Origin of the sequence: Vreelandella maris (assembly GCF_013371085.1) — a bacterium.
GTDB lineage: Bacteria > Pseudomonadota > Gammaproteobacteria > Pseudomonadales > Halomonadaceae > Vreelandella > Vreelandella maris.
The window spans coordinates 43,001-57,458 of record NZ_JABWCV010000008.1 but is presented as its reverse complement, the minus strand read 5'-3'; the positions used below and the strand labels follow the sequence as shown (position 1 = coordinate 57,458).

10 protein-coding genes are annotated in these 14,458 nt (G+C 55.6%); 2 read left to right on the top strand and 8 right to left on the bottom strand.

From position 1 onward, the window contains the following. Positions 1-141: 141 nt before the first annotated feature. The 4 genes from alaS to HUO07_RS08650 form a co-directional block, all read right to left on the bottom strand. Positions 142-2,751 (bottom strand): alanine--tRNA ligase, encoded by a 2,610-nt coding sequence (gene alaS, locus HUO07_RS08665; RefSeq protein WP_176303244.1) that lies wholly within the window; start codon positions 2,749-2,751, stop codon positions 142-144. A gap of 223 nt (positions 2,752-2,974) precedes the next feature. Continuing rightward, positions 2,975-3,439 (bottom strand): regulatory protein RecX, encoded by a 465-nt coding sequence (locus HUO07_RS08660; protein WP_176303243.1) that lies wholly within the window; start codon positions 3,437-3,439, stop codon positions 2,975-2,977. Between the two features lie 24 nt (positions 3,440-3,463). Beyond that, positions 3,464-4,537 (bottom strand): recombinase RecA, encoded by a 1,074-nt coding sequence (recA, locus tag HUO07_RS08655; RefSeq protein WP_176303242.1) that lies wholly within the window; start codon positions 4,535-4,537, stop codon positions 3,464-3,466. A gap of 103 nt (positions 4,538-4,640) precedes the next feature. Next, on the bottom strand, positions 4,641-5,174 hold the full coding sequence (locus tag HUO07_RS08650; protein ID WP_176303350.1) for a nicotinamide-nucleotide amidohydrolase family protein: 534 nt from the start codon (positions 5,172-5,174) through the stop codon (positions 4,641-4,643). Positions 5,175-5,257: 83 nt separating this feature from the next. On the opposite strand from HUO07_RS08650, the gene mutS reads away from it, so the two are divergent. Both mutS and fdxA read left to right on the top strand, forming a co-directional pair. After that, on the top strand, positions 5,258-7,819 hold the full coding sequence (mutS, locus tag HUO07_RS08645) for a DNA mismatch repair protein MutS (protein WP_176303241.1): 2,562 nt from the start codon (positions 5,258-5,260) through the stop codon (positions 7,817-7,819). A 166-nt stretch (positions 7,820-7,985) separates the two neighbouring features. Beyond that, a complete protein-coding gene (fdxA, locus tag HUO07_RS08640; protein ID WP_176303240.1) occupies positions 7,986-8,309 on the top strand; it encodes a ferredoxin FdxA in 324 nt (107 codons plus the stop codon). Between the two features lie 510 nt (positions 8,310-8,819). Here fdxA and eno read toward each other — a convergent pair. From eno to HUO07_RS08620, 4 genes are all read right to left on the bottom strand, one after another. Beyond that, on the bottom strand, positions 8,820-10,109 hold the full coding sequence (gene eno, locus HUO07_RS08635) for a phosphopyruvate hydratase (protein WP_176303239.1): 1,290 nt from the start codon (positions 10,107-10,109) through the stop codon (positions 8,820-8,822). Between the two features lie 82 nt (positions 10,110-10,191). After that, entirely contained in the window at positions 10,192-11,067 is an 876-nt protein-coding gene (gene kdsA, locus HUO07_RS08630) for a 3-deoxy-8-phosphooctulonate synthase (protein WP_176303238.1), read from the bottom strand. Positions 11,068-11,079: 12 nt separating this feature from the next. Continuing rightward, complete coding sequence (locus tag HUO07_RS08625) at positions 11,080-12,735, bottom strand: CTP synthase (protein WP_176303237.1); 1,656 nt, start codon at positions 12,733-12,735, stop codon at positions 11,080-11,082. A gap of 278 nt (positions 12,736-13,013) precedes the next feature. Next, positions 13,014-14,432 carry an FAD-dependent oxidoreductase gene (locus HUO07_RS08620; protein WP_035564444.1) on the bottom strand — a complete coding sequence of 473 codons (1,419 nt, stop codon included), beginning with the start codon at positions 14,430-14,432 and terminating at the stop codon, positions 13,014-13,016. Positions 14,433-14,458: the final 26 nt, after the last annotated feature.

The window sequence follows — 14,458 nt, the reverse complement described above, 5'->3', positions numbered from 1 at the left end:
ATTAGATGAAAAAGCGGAGTTTACATAAAGTAAATGAGCATTTTGAAGCTAATTTCAACGTCGTATGAACAAGCGCAATAGTTAATCAGAGATCTCCTAAATAAATAAGGCCGGTGACAATCATGCCACCGGCCTTTTGGTTTAGCTAAGTGCGTTTTCCAACCATGCCGGTACGCTCTTCAACGCATCCGGCAGGGCATCGGGCTGGCTACCTCCTGCCTGAGCCATATCCGCGCGGCCACCACCTTTACCTCCCACTTGAGAGGCAACATGGTTAACCAGCTCACCGGCTTTCACTCGGCCGGTCAAATCTTGGGTTACCCCAGCAATCAGGCTGACTTTGCCCGCCGCCTGGTCGGCAACCCCAAGGATAATGACCCCGGAACTGAGCTTATTCTTAAGTTGGTCAAGAATACCGCGCAGGTCTTTGCCAGAGACACCTTCCAACTGTGTCGCTAACAGTTTAACGCCGTTGACCTCTTGCACCTGACTCAGCATGTCACTACCCGCAGCACTGGCGAGCTTGGCTTTAAGCTGCTCAAGCTCTTTTTCTAAGCTACGATTGCGCTCAACCAGAGACTCTACCCGCGCTTCAACTTGCTCAGGTTTGGTCTTCAAACGTTCCCCCAAGCGCTCAAGGCGAGCTTCCTGCTCGCGGAAGTAAGCAAGTGCGTTTTCGCCGGTAATCGCTTCGATACGACGTACACCGGAGGCAATGCCCACTTCACTCATCACATGACAGCAGCCGATATCGCCACTGCGTGCCACGTGGGTACCACCGCACAACTCGATAGAGAAGTCATCGGCACCAATCGTCAGTACCCGCACATTCTCGGCGTATTTGGCCTCAAACAGCGCCGCCGCCCCTTTGGCTTTGGCTTGATCCAGGCTCATTTGCTCGGTTTTAGTCGGCGCATTAGCCAGTATCTGCTCATTGACCAACCGTTCGACTTCCGCCAACTGCTCGGCAGTCATCGGCTCAAAATGGCTAAAGTCGAAGCGCAGCCGCTCAGCATTAACCAGCGAGCCTTTTTGCTGCACGTGATCGCCTAGTACCATACGCAGCGCTTTGTGCAACAAGTGAGTCGCCGAGTGGTTACGGATCGTGGCGGTACGCAGGCTGGCATCCACTTCGCCGCGTACGCTAGCACCGACACTCAGCGAACCTTCCACCATAATGCCCTGGTGTAAGTGATGCCCGCTCTGCTTTTGGGTATCCGTTACCTGGAAACGACCGCCGTCGACATACAGGTAGCCGGTATCGCCCACCTGGCCGCCGGACTCACCGTAAAATGGCGTGCGATCTAGCACCACAACGCCCTTCTGCCCCGCTTCCAGCGCAGCCAGCGCATTGCCTTCGCTGTCGACCAGTGCCGTTACCTTGGCTTGATCCTCCAGGCGGTCATAGCCAGTAAAAGCGGTCTCACCGTCAAGTTCAATAGAGGCGCTGTAATCAGCGCCGAACTGGCTAGCCGCCCGGGCACGCTCGCGTTGGGCCTCTAAGGCCTGCTGAAAGCCCTCTTCATCGAGAGTGACGCCGCGTTCGCGGCACACATCAGCGGTGAGATCAAAAGGAAAGCCGTAGGTGTCGTAAAGCTTAAACACTGTTTCACCCGGCAGCACCTTGCCATCCAGCTCGGCTAAGGCTGCATTCAACAGCCCCATGCCATGGTCCAGGGTGCGAGCAAACTGCTCTTCTTCTTTCAACAGTACCCGAGTGATCTGGTCATTCGCTTCGCGAAGCTCTGGATACGCATCACCCATTTCGGCATCCAGCGCGTCCACCAGCTTGTGGAAGAACGGCTCTACGGCACCCAGCTTGTGACCATGTCGGATCGCGCGGCGAATGATGCGACGCAATACATAGCCACGCCCTTCGTTAGAAGGCAGTACACCGTCGGCAATCAGGAAGGCACAAGAGCGGATGTGGTCGGCAATCACGCGCAGCGAAGGTGTAGTGGTATCAGGGTGCCCGGTCGCTTTAGCCGCCGCCTGTAGCAGGCTCTGGAACAGATCAATTTCGTAGTTGGAATGCACGCCCTGCATGACGGCAGCTACGCGCTCCAAGCCCATACCGGTATCGATAGAGGGCTTGGGTAGCGGGTTGAGCGTTCCTTGGCTATCACGATCAAACTGCATGAACACCAGGTTCCAGATTTCGATGTAGCGGTCGCCATCTTCTTCCGGGCTACCGGGAGGGCCGCCCCATACCTCTGGACCGTGGTCAAAAAAGATTTCCGAACTCGGGCCACAAGGACCGGTGTCGCCCATCTGCCAGAAGTTATCTTCGTCTAATTTGGAAAAGCGCTCGGGGTCAACACCGATCTCGTCTTTCCAGATACGCTCAGCTTCGTCATCGCTAACATGTACCGTTACCCACAGTTTCTCTTTAGGCAGACCCAGCGTTTCGGTCAGAAATACCCAGGCAAAGCGTATGGCGTCGTGCTTGAAGTAGTCGCCAAAACTGAAGTTACCTAACATTTCAAAAAACGTGTGGTGACGTGCGGTATAGCCGACATTGTCTAAATCATTATGCTTACCGCCTGCGCGTACGCAGCGCTGCGCAGATGTTGCACGCACGTAGGGGCGTGGGTCGCGACCCAGAAATACATCTTTGAAAGGCACCATGCCGGCATTGGTGAACAGCAGCGTCGGGTCATTACCCGGCACTAAAGAGCTGGTGGGTACAATCGTATGCCCCTGCTCTTCAAAGAAGGTGAGAAAGGCCTGTCTAATTTCTGCGCTTTTCATAGGGTATCCGTAACAAGAAAGCGTGGTGTCCCAGGGCGCTGTCGACGCTACCCTCAGGGGTCGCAAAGAGGCCATTATAGCGCAGTTGTCAAACGACTAAAGCCGCACTTAGTGGCAGAGAGGCAAACAAATAGCTAGAAAAGCGTATGAGAGCGCTATTAGAAAAGTAAGAGCAGGCGTTTTATAGGCAGGGGAAAAGTATTACAGAGATAGAGAAAATGTATTACAGACAGGAAAGCGCATAGCGGATTTGCTCAAAATCGAAGCCACGACTAGCCAGAAAGCGCTCGCGTCGAGCGCGCTCTTTAGGTGTTTCGCCGGGGCTATCAAAGCGCCGCGTCAGTGTTTCCCTGGCTAGCTCGAACCAGTCAATCTGCTCCCCCTCCTCCACCTCTTCAAAAGCAGCGTTAAGGGTTTCCTGGTCGACGCCGCGTTGGCGCAATTCACCTTTAATACGAATAACACCCTGGCCGCGCAGAATGCGCGAACGTACGAAACTAGCTGCAAAACGAGCATCAGATTGCAGGTCTTGCTCGGCCAGAGCGTCTAAACACTCGTCAATAGCGGTATCGTCGAAGGCTTTTTTCTTCAAGCGCTGGGCTAATTCGGCGCGAGAGTATTCGCGCCGAGCCAGTAAGCCAATCGCGATGTCACGGGGCGTGGCATCGCGCTGAGACATAAAGGCCATTAGATTGTCTCGGTTAGAACAGACTTAGAGCAGATCGTCATCGTTGGCATCCACTTCAGCCGCTGCTTCGGCAGATGCATCTTCCTTCTCCTTTTTAGGATCAGGCTTGGCCAAGAGCTGCTCACGAATTTGCGTTTCGATTTCGATCATAATGTCTGGATGCTCTTCCAGGTAAAGCGCGGAGTTTGCTTTACCCTGGCCGATTTTCTTGCCTTTATAGCTGTACCAAGCACCGGCTTTATCGACTAGGTTGCACTGCACACCCAGGTCAATAACCTCGCCAGCGTGGTAGATACCCTTGCCGTAAAGGATTTGGAATTCAGCCTGACGGAATGGCGGTGCCACCTTATTTTTGACTACTTTCACGCGGGTTTCGTTACCGGTGACTTCATCGCCCACTTTCACCGAGCCGGTGCGGCGAATATCCAGACGCACGCTGGCGTAGAACTTAAGCGCGTTACCGCCAGTAGTGGTTTCGGGTGAACCAAACATCACGCCAATCTTCATGCGGATCTGGTTGATGAAGATCACTAAGCAGTTGGCGTTTTTGATATTACCGGTGATTTTACGTAGCGCCTGAGACATCAAACGCGCCTGGAGACCAACGTGAGAGTCGCCCATTTCGCCTTCGATTTCAGCGCGCGGGGTCAACGCAGCGACCGAGTCGATAACGATGACATCAACACCGCCGGAGCGTACCAGCATGTCGGTAATTTCCAGCGCCTGCTCACCGGTATCCGGCTGGGAAACCAGCAGATCATCCAGGTTAACGCCCAATTTTTCTGCGTAGCTGGGGTCAAGCGCGTGCTCGGCATCAACGAAGGCGCATATTTTGCCCTGCTTTTGCGCTTGAGCAATCACCGAAAGGGTCAGCGTCGTTTTACCCGATGATTCCGGGCCAAAGATTTCGCAAACACGACCAAACGGCAGACCGCCGATGCCGAGCGCGATATCCAGCCCCAGAGAACCCGTGGAAACCGACGGCATGACCACACGCGGTGCGTCGCCTAGACGCATGACGGTGCCCTTGCCGAACTGACGGTCGATTTGGGTGAGTGCAGCGTTTAGCGCTTTAGTGCGGTTGTCATCCTGAGCCATTCAGAGATTCCTCATAACAAGCTGTATAATTACCCAGTAGTATGCCAAAGATTGTGCCGTAAACAAATCCTTGATCACGCTTTCTCTTAACTATTTTCCTTCCCTACTCCTGCTTGCCTGTCTTCACCTGTGCATCCAGGCGTGCCACCAGCCCTGCCAGCGCCTGACGCACTGCCTGCTCGCGCACTGCTTGGCGATCCCCAGGGAAGAGGAAACACTCGGCTTGCTGCTTGGCAGTATCACCCCAGGCGATCCAAACGGTACCCACCGGCTTTTCAGCACTACCACCATCCGGCCCGGCCACCCCACTAACGGCAACGCCCAAGCCCGCACCGCTTTCCCGGCAGGCGCCTTGCACCATCGCTTTCACTACTTCTTCGCTCACCGCCCCGTGTTCTGCCAGTATAGCGTCTGGCACGCCGAGCAGGCGGGTCTTAGCCGCGTTCGCATAGGTCACATAGCCAGTTGTAAAGTAAGCAGAGCTACCCGCCGTGCTGGTAATCGCACTGGCGATACCACCGCCCGTGCAGGATTCAGCGGCGGTCACTTCCACCTTCAACTGCTGACAAAGCCGCCCTAGGCGCTGAGCTAACAGCGTCAAATCAAGATTTTTCAGGCTAGATACGCTGGGCACTATGGTCGCTCCTTCAAGTGAGTCGTCTGTTCAGCGTAGAATACTGTGTTTAGCTTTCTCAAAGAAATTGCTCAATCAGGACGCCCATGTCACAGGCCATTCCCCCTAACACGCCAATGATCACGCAGTATTTAAAGATCAAACGCGAACACCCCGAGGTTCTGCTGTTTTACCGAATGGGGGATTTTTATGAGCTATTTTTCGACGACGCCAAGCGCGCCGCCGCACTGCTGGACATTACGCTTACCCAGCGCGGCCAATCGGGCGGCAAACCCATCCCGATGGCAGGCGTACCTTACCATAGCGCTGAAGGCTATTTGGCGCGTCTGGTCGCCGGTGGCGAGTCAGTTGCCATTTGTGAGCAGATTGGCGACCCCGCTACCAGCAAAGGCCCCGTTGATCGCCAAGTAGTACGTATCGTCACCCCCGGCACGCTCCACGATGAAGCGCTGCTCGATGCCCGCCGCGACAACGTACTGGTATCAGTCTCCCCCGGTAAAGATAGCTGGGGCCTTGCCTGGCTGGAACTCTCTAGCGGCCGCTTCAATGTACTGGAAGTCGAGAGCGAAGCGGAGATGCTAGCAGAGCTTACCCGTCTCTCCCCTGCTGAGTTGCTGGTGCCCGAAAGCCTGACCCTACCCGATGCCTGGTCGCAAAAGCGCAGCCTGCGTCGCCAGGGCGAGTGGCTGTTTGATTTGGAGAGCGCCACCCGCAGCCTGTGCGATCAGTTTGAAGTGCAGGATTTACGCGGCTTTGGCTGCGCACACTTAACCACCGCACTGATTGCCGCCGGAGTGCTGATTGATTACGCCCGCGACACTCAGCGCTCGCGCCTGCCCCACGTGACCGCGATTAGCGTCGAGAATCGCGACGATGCGGTGGTGATCGACGCCGCCAGCCGCCGTAATCTGGAAATCGATATTAACCTGGGAGGCAATAGCGACAACACCCTGGCGAGCGTGCTGGACACCTGCACCACTGCGATGGGCTCGCGGCTACTCAAACGCTGGCTGAACCGTCCGCTGCGCCAACGAGAGATTGTCCAGAACCGCCATGCAGGCGTGGCATTGCTATGCCTGGATGCCGCCTACATGGCGCTGCGCGAGACGTTGAGCGATGTGGGCGATGTGGAGCGCATTCTGGCCCGGGTCGCGCTGTACAGCGCCCGGCCACGGGATTTGGCGCGTCTGCGTGACGCCCTGGTCACTCTGCCTACCCTTGAACAGCAGTTGGGCGAGGTAGAGAACGGCAGCGCGCTGGATAGCCTGCGCCCGCATATCCGCCCTTACCCTGAAATGGCTGACATGCTCAGCCGCGCGCTAGTTGAGAACCCGCCGGTAGTGATCCGCGATGGCGGGGTAATCGCCAACGGCTTTGATGCCGAACTCGACGAGCACCGGGGCATGGCCGAGAATGCGGGCGACTATCTTGTTCGGCTGGAAACCCGCGAACGCGAACGTACCGGGCTTGCCAATCTCAAAGTCGGCTACAACCGCGTACACGGCTACTTTATCGAGCTGCCACGCTCCCAGGCGCAACAGGCGCCCGCTGACTATATTCGCCGCCAAACGCTGAAAAACGCCGAGCGTTTTATCATTCCTGAACTCAAAGAGTTTGAGGATAAGGCGCTGTCGGCTAAATCCCGCGCCCTGACCCGTGAAAAATGGCTTTATGACCGCCTGCTGGGTGAACTGAATAACAGTCTTCACGCGCTACAAAACACCTCTCAAGCGTTAGCGGAGCTGGATGTGCTGTGCGCCTTTGCCGAACGCGCCGAGGCGTTGAGCTGGGTGCGCCCAACGCTGAGCGAGGCCACCGGCATTCGTATCGAGGCGGGGCGGCACCCTGTGGTTGAACAGGTTAGCGAAACGCCCTTTGTGCCCAATGACGTTACGCTTAACCCCGACCAGCATATGCTGATTATTACTGGCCCTAATATGGGTGGTAAATCGACCTATATGCGGCAAACAGCGTTGATTGCTCTGCTCGCCCACTGCGGCAGCTTTGTGCCCGCCGATGCCGCCGAGATCGGCCCGCTGGATCGGATATTTACCCGCATTGGCTCGTCGGATGACCTCGCGGGCGGGCGCTCCACCTTTATGGTCGAAATGACCGAAACGGCCAATATTTTACACAATGCCACCCAGCAAAGCTTGATTTTGATGGATGAAATTGGCCGCGGCACTAGCACCTTTGACGGGTTATCGCTGGCCTGGGCGAGTGCGGAACATCTTGCCAAGGGGCGTGCACTAACACTATTTGCCACGCACTATTTTGAGATGACCGCCCTGCCTGAACACATGGAGGGTGTGGCCAATATCCACCTAACGGCGACCGAGCATGGCGACAGCATCGTGTTCATGCACCGCATTGAAGCAGGCCCGGCTAGCCAGAGTTACGGTTTGCAGGTTGCTCAATTAGCGGGCGTACCTGGCCATGTGATTAAACGGGCCCGTGAGAAGCTGATGAGCCTGGAGCAGCGCGATGTAGATAACACAGCGCAAGCGCCACGAACGGCTCCCCAGCAAAACGACCTGTTTGCAGCCGCGCCGCACCCGGTGGTGGAGGCATTGGAAAATGTCGATATGGATGGTTTAACGCCGCGGGAAGCGCTCGCGCTGTTGTATCAGTGGCGAGACCTGATCTAATAGTACATATAGTAGGTTATACAGAAGCCCATAAGGCGCTTGCCGCCAGGTAGGCGCACCACTAGAATGTCGCTCAAACTTTTAGCTTATAAAAAACGGCTGATTTATAACCATTCACGATTGACCATGGCCAGGAGCTACCTGGCCCTGCAAGAGGGATAGCAAGATGACGTTTGTCGTTACCGAGAACTGCATCCAGTGCAAATACACCGACTGTGTGGAAGTCTGCCCGGTCGACTGTTTCTACGAGGGCCCGAACTTCCTGGTCATTCACCCTGACGAGTGTATTGACTGCGCACTGTGTGAACCAGAATGCCCCGCTGAGGCGATATTCTCAGAGGATGAGCTGCCGGATGGGCAAGAGGCGTTTATTGAGATTAACGCTGAAATGTCAGAAGTATGGCCCAATATTACCGAAAGGAAGGATCCGCTGCCTGACGCCGAAGAGTGGGACGGCAAGCCCGGTAAGCTTGAGAAGTTAGAGCGCTAAGTTTAACTCACTCCTGCTCTGCTGCTACTTTATAACCAGCGCTTTTTTTGGAAAAAGCGCTGGTTTTTTATGGGGTTGCCAAGCGTGCATTGCCAAATGAGAGGCAAAAAAAAGGCGACCCGTAGGCCGCCCGCTCCAAGCACTTCCTCTGACCACTCCCTGTATCAACTTCCTCAGATGTCTTCCCTGCCGGGGCTCACCTCTCTGCATCGCCCGGCGCATCCGTCCTACATCCCGTTGCATCCTGTCTGAAGCATCCTTGCCTCCCCTTGTCCTGCGTGTATTGTGGCAGATCATGTAGGCTTCTCAACAAAGCCAAAATGCAAAAAGGCGAGTCTTGGCGACTCGCCTTAATTCCATAATTATATTTAAAAACAAAAGCTTAAATTTTAATTAGTGGAAAATTTCGCTTTTTCTTACCTTAAACCAAGCGATTCTCGTCGGCTTTTGTAAGACATCTCTTACAAAATCTTGAGACATCACTTACAAACCTCATTCAATATTGGCACTTTACTGACCTTTGATCGCTTTTAGGCCAGGATAGGTCACATCCCCTAGTTCCGCTTCAATCACCAGCAAACGGTTGTACTTGGCAACGCGATCAGAACGGCACAGTGAACCCGTTTTAATTTGGCCGGCGCAGGTACCTACCGCCAAATCGGCAATAGTGGTGTCTTCCGTTTCACCAGAGCGGTGCGAAATTACCGCCGTAAAGCCTGCATCCTGGGCCATCTTGATGGCATCCAGGGTCTCGGAGAGCGAGCCGATCTGGTTGAACTTAATCAGGATAGAGTTACCGATCTGCTCATCGATACCGCGCTTGAGAATCTTGGTATTGGTCACGAACAGATCGTCACCCACCAGCTGCACTTTATCGCCCAGCTTGTCGGTCAGCGCTTTCCAGCCTGCCCAGTCGGACTCGTCCATGCCATCTTCGATAGACACGATTGGGTAATCGGCGCACAGGCCTGCTAGGTAATCAGTAAAGCCTTGGGCATCGTAGCTTTTGCCTTCACCGGAAAGGTTGTACTGACCGTCTTTGTAGAATTCGGAAGAGGCACAGTCCAGCGCCAGCGTGACGTCTTTACCCAGCTCGTAGCCAGCATCGGCAACGGCTTGTTTGATGACTGCCAGCGCATCAGCGTTAGACGCCAGGTTCGGCGCAAAGCCGCCCTCGTCGCCAACGGAGGTAGAGAGGCCTTTCGCCGAAAGCACTTTTTTCAGAGCATGGAAAATTTCCGCGCCCATGCGCAGCCCTTCGCGGAAGTTAGGCGCGCCCACCGGCTGAACCATAAACTCTTGGATATCAACGTTATTATCCGCGTGTTCACCACCGTTGATGATATTCATCATCGGCACCGGCATGCTGTACTGACCCGGCTGACCGTAAAGCTCGGCAATGTGGGCATACAGCGGTACGCCTTTGGCGTTAGCAGCGGCTTTAGCTGCCGCCAGGGAAACGGCCAAAATCGCGTTCGCGCCCAAGTTCGCTTTATTCTCCGTGCCATCCAGCGCCAGCATGGCATCGTCTAAACCGCGCTGATCACGCGCATCCATGCCCAACAATGCATCGCGAATCTTGCCATTGACCGCCTCGACTGCTTTCAGCACGCCTTTGCCCAGATAGCGCGACTTGTCACCGTCGCGCAGCTCTAATGCTTCACGTGAGCCGGTAGAGGCACCGCTGGGCGCGCAGGCTTCACCAACAGCGCCGCTGTCAAGACGCACATTCGCCTGTACGGTTGGGTTACCACGCGAATCCAGCACTTCCAACGCACTGATAGCAACAATTTTGGTCATGGCAGTTTCCTTAACGGTAAGTCAGATAAAATTATTAATATAACGCCCTAATCAGCAAAAACATGGCTTATCAAACCACACGCTAACGGATGGTTAGCGGCTCAAACCCTTTTATCAGCGCATCCAGTTGGGCAAGCTGAGTTAAAAACGGCTCCAACTGATCCAGCGGGAGTGCACAAGGGCCATCGCATTTGGCGTTATCAGGGTCAGGGTGAGCTTCTAAAAACAGCCCTGCAAGGCCAACAGCCACGCCTGCGCGCGCTAATTCAGCCACTTGCGCCCGACGACCATCTGCGCTGTCGGCACGGCCGCCAGGGCGTTGCAGCGCGTGGGTCACATCGAAAAATACCGGATAGCCGGTTTGCTTCATGTCGCCAAAGCCCAGCATATCAACAATCAGATTGTTATAGCCAAAGCTTGAGCCGCGCTCGCAGAGCATCAGCTGGTCGTTACCTGCTTCCTGAAACTTACTCAGGATATGACGCATTTCATGGGGTGCCAAAAACTGCGGCTTCTTGATATTGATGACCGCGCCGGTTTTGGCCATCGCGACTACCAAATCAGTTTGGCGGGCCAAAAAGGCCGGTAGTTGGATAATGTCGGCAACTTCAGCGGCTGCTTCAGCCTGCCAAGGCTCATGCACATCGGTAATGATCGGCACGTTGTGGCGGGCTTTGATATCGGCCAGTATCTGCAGCCCTTTCTCCATGCCCGGGCCGCGATAGGAGTGAATCGAGCTGCGATTAGCTTTGTCAAAACTGGCCTTGAAAACGTAGGGCATACCCAGTTTCTGGGTCACCGTGACGTAGGCTTGGGCAACCTCGTCGGCAAGCTCAGCCGACTCCAGCACGTTCATGCCACCCAGCAGCATTAACGGCAATGAATTGCCGGCGGTTAGGCCGGCAACGTTGATGTGACGCTCTTGATTTCTTTCTTGAGATCGCTCTTGAGAAGCCATGCTGTTGCCCTCTTATTCCTGAGAATGCGCATGGGCGCGATTACGCGCAGTTTTATGCTCTAACGCGGCGTTCACAAAGCCCGAGAATAGCGGGTGACCATCACGCGGCGTGGAGGTAAATTCCGGGTGGAACTGACAGGCCACATACCAAGGGTGATCCGACAGCTCGATAACCTCGACCAGTGATTGGTCGACGCTCTTACCCGAAATAACCAGTCCCGCCTTCTCGAGCTCATCAATAAACTGATTATTGACCTCGAAACGGTGACGGTGGCGCTCAACAATCTCATCCGAGCCGTAGGCTTCGCGCGCTTTGGTGCCGGATTCCAGATGACAGACCTGACCGCCCAAGCGCATGGTGCCGCCTAAATCAGACGCCGCATCGCGAAGCTCGATTTTGCCTTCCGGGTTCAACCACTCAGTAATCAGGCCCACCACCGGGTGCTGGGTATCGTGGGTGAACTCGGTGGAGTTGGCATCGTTCCACCCTGCCACGTTGCGCGCAAATTCAATCACGGCCACCTGCATGCCCAGGCAAATGCCTAGATAGGGAACGTTATTTTCACGCGCGAATTGGGCGGTCATAATCTTGCCTTCCACGCCGCGCTCGCCGAAACCGCCGGGCACCAGAATGGCGTCTTTGCCCGCCAAGCGCTCAGTGCCGTGACGCTCGATGTCTTCGGAGTCAATATAGTCGACATTGACCTTAATGCGACCTTGGATGCCGGCGTGAATCAGCGCTTCGTTGAGCGACTTGTAGGCATCCAGCAGCTCCATGTACTTACCGACCATGGCGATACTGACTGACTTGAGCGGGTTGAGCTTGGCATCAAGCACCTTCACCCACTCGGATAAATCTGCTTCCGGGGCTTCCAGACGCAGCTTATCGCAAACGATTTCGTCCAGACCGTGTTCATGAAGCATCAGCGGAATGCGATAAATCGTATCGGCATCCTGAAGCGGCACCACGGCACGCTCTTCAACGTTGGTGAACAGGGCGATTTTGCGACGCTCGCTCTCTTCCAGCTCCACTTCGCTGCGGCAAATCAGAATATCCGGCTGGATACCAATGGAGCGCAGTTCTTTAACGCTGTGCTGGGTCGGTTTGGTTTTGGTCTCACCCGCCGTTTTGATGTAGGGCACCAGGGTCAGGTGCATAAACAGCGCACGGTTGGCGCCCTGTTCACTACGGATTTGGCGAATGGACTCAAGGAAAGGCAGTGATTCGATATCACCGACGGTGCCGCCGATTTCCACCAGCGCCACATCAAAACCTTCGCCGCCCGCGTAAACGCGCTGCTTGATCTCGTCGGTGATGTGCGGGATGACCTGAACGGTGCCGCCAAGGTAATCGCCACGACGCTCTTTACGCAGTACGTGCTCGTAAACACGGCCGGTCGTAAAGTTATTGCGCTGGGTCATCTTGGTGCGAATAAAGCGCTCGTAATGCCCGAGATCAAGGTCGGTTTCGGCGCCATCTTCTGTGACGAACACCTCACCGTGCTGGAAAGGGCTCATGGTGCCCGGATCCACGTTGATGTACGGGTCGAGCTTGAGCATGGTGACCTTAAGGCCGCGGGCCTCTAAAATCGCCGCAAGCGAGGCGGAGGCGATGCCCTTCCCGAGAGAGGACACAACGCCGCCGGTCACGAAGATATATCGTGTCATGGATAACCTGTCGAAACGTGATCAGAAGGCACGGCAGAAAGCCACGCCAGGATGGGTCGACAGACTAGCAGATTACGACCTAAGGCTCAATTTGAACTGCCGAAGATAGCCAATAGATCGTTGCACATAGCGACGCCGGGATCAGGCCTAAGCGAGGGTCTTTCGCCAGGGATGGCGAAAGTAGCGCCCACGGATGGGTTCACAGCGCCCTCGCGTTGGCCTGATGCCGGGGTAGTCGCGGGGCCAATTCGGCCCCACTCAGCCAGGGTTAAGACAAATTACACGCCTAAGTAATCCAGAATACCTTCAGCTGCCTGGCGGCCTTCGTAAATTGCCGTGACCACCAAATCAGAGCCGCGCACCATATCGCCACCGGCAAAGATTTTTTCGTTGCTGGTTTGGAAGGCATACTGACCGTGTTCCGGTGCAGTGACGCGGTCGCGCTCGTCGACTTGGATATTAGAGCTATCGAACCACGGCGCAGGGCTGGCCTGGAAGCCGAAGGCGATAACCACGGCATCCGCCGCGATGATCTCTTCAGAACCGGGCACCACTTCAGGACGTTGACGGCCATTTTCGTCCGGCTCGCCCAAGCGTGTGCGCACCACCTTCACGCCCTCAACCTTCTCTTCACCGACGACCGCCACCGGCTGACGGTTGAACAGGAACTCCACGCCCTCCTCACGGGCATTGGAGACTTCACGGCGCGACCCCGGCATGTTGCCCTCGTCACGACGATACGCACAGGTCACGCTGGTAGCGTTCTGGCGAATGGACGTACGGTTACAGTCCATCGCCGTATCGCCGCCGCCCAGCACCACTACGCGCTTGCCTTCCATGGAGATATAGTCGTTGGGATCTTTTTCAAAGCCCAGGCAGCGGTTGACGTTGGCAATCAGGAAGTCCAGCGCTTTGTAAACGCCCGGCAGGTCTTCGCCAGGGAAGCCGCCTTCCATGTATTTATAAGTGCCCATTCCCAGGAATACCGCGTCGTACTCCTGCATCAAGGTTTCGAACTCGATATCGGTGCCGATTTCAGTATTGAGGCGGAACTCGACGCCCATTTCCTCAAAGACCGCGCGGCGGCGCTCCATCACGCTTTTCTCGAGCTTGAACTCGGGAATACCAAAGGTCAGCAGGCCACCGATTTCCGGGTACTTGTCGAACACCACCGGCTTGACGCCGTTGCGGGCCAGAATGTCGGCACAGCCCAAGCCCGCAGGGCCAGCACCAATAATGGCGACCTTCTTATCGGTCCAGGTCACGTGAGACATATCCGGGCGCCAGCCCATGGCGAACGCCGTATCGGTGATGTACTTCTCTACCGAACCAATGGTCACCGCGCCAAACCCGTCGTTCAGCGTACAGTCGCCTTCACACAGACGATCCTGCGGGCATACGCGGCCACATACCTCGGGCAGCGAGTTGGTCTTGTGCGAAAGTTCTGCGGCTTCGATGATGTTGCCTTCCACCACCAACTGCAGCCAGTTGGGGATGTAGTTATGCACCGGGCACTTCCACTCGCAGTACGGGTTACCGCAATGCAGGCAGCGGTGCGCCTGGCTCGCCGCATCAGTAGGCTTGAACGGCTCGTAAATTTCCGCGAACTCTTTGGCACGGGCGCGGGCATCTTTTTTCTGTGGGTCCTTACGACCCACATCGACAAACTGAAAATCGTTATTTAAACGGTTAGCCATGATCTCTCTCCTGTCAGCGTGAGGGG

What these genes read in the sequence shown, in the direction of transcription:
- HUO07_RS08625 (WP_176303237.1), bottom strand. Translation starts at nt 12,735, where the DNA reads ATGACACGATATATCTTCGTGACCGGCGGCGTTGTGTCCTCTCTCGGG.
- alaS (WP_176303244.1), bottom strand. Translation starts at nt 2,751, where the DNA reads ATGAAAAGCGCAGAAATTAGACAGGCCTTTCTCACCTTCTTTGAAGAG.
- eno (WP_176303239.1), bottom strand. Translation starts at nt 10,109, where the DNA reads ATGACCAAAATTGTTGCTATCAGTGCGTTGGAAGTGCTGGATTCGCGT.
- fdxA (WP_176303240.1), top strand. Translation starts at nt 7,986, where the DNA reads ATGACGTTTGTCGTTACCGAGAACTGCATCCAGTGCAAATACACCGAC.
- mutS (WP_176303241.1), top strand. Translation starts at nt 5,258, where the DNA reads ATGTCACAGGCCATTCCCCCTAACACGCCAATGATCACGCAGTATTTA.
- HUO07_RS08660 (WP_176303243.1), bottom strand. Translation starts at nt 3,439, where the DNA reads ATGGCCTTTATGTCTCAGCGCGATGCCACGCCCCGTGACATCGCGATT.
- HUO07_RS08620 (WP_035564444.1), bottom strand. Translation starts at nt 14,432, where the DNA reads ATGGCTAACCGTTTAAATAACGATTTTCAGTTTGTCGATGTGGGTCGT.
- recA (WP_176303242.1), bottom strand. Translation starts at nt 4,537, where the DNA reads ATGGCTCAGGATGACAACCGCACTAAAGCGCTAAACGCTGCACTCACC.
- kdsA (WP_176303238.1), bottom strand. Translation starts at nt 11,067, where the DNA reads ATGGCTTCTCAAGAGCGATCTCAAGAAAGAAATCAAGAGCGTCACATC.